3 protein-coding genes and 1 pseudogene are annotated in these 1,729 nt (G+C 40.3%); 2 read left to right on the top strand and 2 right to left on the bottom strand.

All coding sequences use genetic code 11. The features are described 5' to 3' along the window. A pseudogene (locus I8751_RS17725) lies at positions 1-193 on the top strand (serine/threonine protein kinase); the annotation flags it as partial. Positions 194-598: 405 nt separating this feature from the next. On the opposite strand, the gene I8751_RS17720 reads toward I8751_RS17725, so the two are convergent. Next, positions 599-802, bottom strand: coding sequence for a hypothetical protein (locus I8751_RS17720; protein WP_404800438.1), 204 nt, complete (start codon positions 800-802; stop codon positions 599-601). Positions 803-809: 7 nt separating this feature from the next. Further along, positions 810-1,187 (bottom strand): Tse2 family ADP-ribosyltransferase toxin, encoded by a 378-nt coding sequence (locus tag I8751_RS17715; protein WP_225894223.1) that lies wholly within the window; start codon positions 1,185-1,187, stop codon positions 810-812. Between the two features lie 196 nt (positions 1,188-1,383). Between I8751_RS17715 and I8751_RS17705 the strand changes: the two genes are divergently transcribed. Then, positions 1,384-1,729 (top strand): helix-turn-helix domain-containing protein (locus I8751_RS17705; protein ID WP_214440442.1); only part of this gene is annotated, 346 nt, incomplete at its 3' end.

Here is a 1,729-nt window from a genome sequence, read left to right as displayed (position 1 = left end):
TTGGGCTTGGGCTTGGGCTCTGGCTTGGGCTTGGGCTGTGGCTGTGGCTTGGGCTGTGGCTGTGGCTGTGGCTGGAGATAAATTACGAGAATCTTTTAGCCAGGTTAATACTTTTCTAATTTTAGCTAGCACTTCTAGTCTAGGCTTGGGTTTGGGGTGGTTAGGACATAGGATTTTTAATACAGGTTCATAGCTTTATCATCTAAAGTTAGCTGGCAAAAGATTTTGTAGTTGTTGTATAGAGTAGAGAAGTAATGTCTAAGGACAAGCCGCTGCCTTAGAAGTCAAAAGTTTTAGAAATCAAAGCTTGTGACTGTTTGAAAGGGTAGCTTTATTTACGTTGCGCTGTACTAGGTAAATAAACTGATATCTACATTAAAATAACGTGAGTTCGACGAGTATTGTTTTGACCTCTCCCCCAGCCCCTCTCCTATGAGGAGAGGGGAGTAAAACCATGATTTTTTCGTTGCTCCTCCCTCGCCTTTTAGGAGAGGGAGGCCGGGAGGGAGAGGTCTATCGAACTCACGTTAAAATAGTCCGCCAACGCTTCTGCTTGGGTTTTACTAATGGTGCGATTAATTTAGACTTCTCAAACATATTAAAAGACAGGTGGCGCAATTGTTGAGAGTGCCTTTTTTAACTCTTGTGACAATGATTCCAAAAACATCATGTCATTGGTGATGTCTGAAATCTCATCTTCATTTAAATTTTCTGTTTCTAATTGTTTTTGGTAAGCTTCAATCCTGAATTCTAGTGCCTCAACCATAAACCGAATTGCTTTAGGAGAAAAATTCACGTTCATAACTCCGTTAATTGACTTTGTAAAATGCCTCACCAACTAATTGCAATGCCATCTTGTAGTCTTCTATTCGCATAGTGTAGCTTGGTTCCCATAGCCAATGATTACCGTAATCATTCACCAAGCGGAGTTCGTTAGGAATATCAGTGCCCCTATCCAACTTCCACCAATTTTTTCCAACTCCCTGAACTGCGAACGTTGAAATTCCGCCTGAACCTGCAACAACCCAAATATCACCATCTTCTTCATAAGTTTCAATGTCTTGTGAACGAATATTATCTATTCTCGAAGAGGTTGCATTTCCCATACGGTATAAATCAATGGGGGTTTTTCTCATACCAATTAAGTCAAAGACCGAAGCTTCTGGTTTAACACCAAGCGATCGCATTGTATCAGGCGCGATCGCTACTTTCTAAATATTCTCCACCCACAGCAGATTATTGACGTAAGTGGTGTTTTGCAGTGCATTGTAAAATTTTTCATCTGCTGTCACCATCTGGCATTGTTGCGTTACAGCAAGAGCTAATACCATTTCACTAAAAAAATGATAGAAATAGTTAAGTCAGAAATATGAGCAGAAGTTCATGGCTGGAGTCACCAAAGTAAAAATAGAAGAATCGGCAGAGGAATTACGTGAACTGCTGAAAAAACAGAAAACAGCATTAGGAAAAGAACGTATTCAAGCATTGTATTTACTAAAGATAGGTCAGGTAAGGACAATACAAGATTTAGTGGTAGTGTTGGGAAGAGGAAGTGCCACAGTACAAAGGTGGTTCAAGGCTTATACAGAATTGGGAATCGCCAGTCTAGTATCAAGAAAGAAGGGTTCAGGGCGACCGCCAATTATAAAGTCAGATATAAGAGAGCAACTTTCAAAAGAATTAGAAGACCCCCAGGGATTCAAAAGTTATGAAGAAATAAGAACATGGT

This window comes from Atlanticothrix silvestris CENA357 (assembly GCF_016056295.1).
GTDB classification, from domain to species: domain Bacteria; phylum Cyanobacteriota; class Cyanobacteriia; order Cyanobacteriales; family Nostocaceae; genus Atlanticothrix; species Atlanticothrix silvestris.
This window is presented reverse-complemented; position numbering and strand designations above follow the sequence as displayed.

Coding starts and splice junctions, on each gene's coding strand:
- I8751_RS17720 (WP_404800438.1), bottom strand. CDS start 802: ATGAACGTGAATTTTTCTCCTAAAGCAATTCGGTTTATGGTTGAGGCA.
- I8751_RS17715 (WP_225894223.1), bottom strand. CDS start 1,187: ATGCGATCGCTTGGTGTTAAACCAGAAGCTTCGGTCTTTGACTTAATT.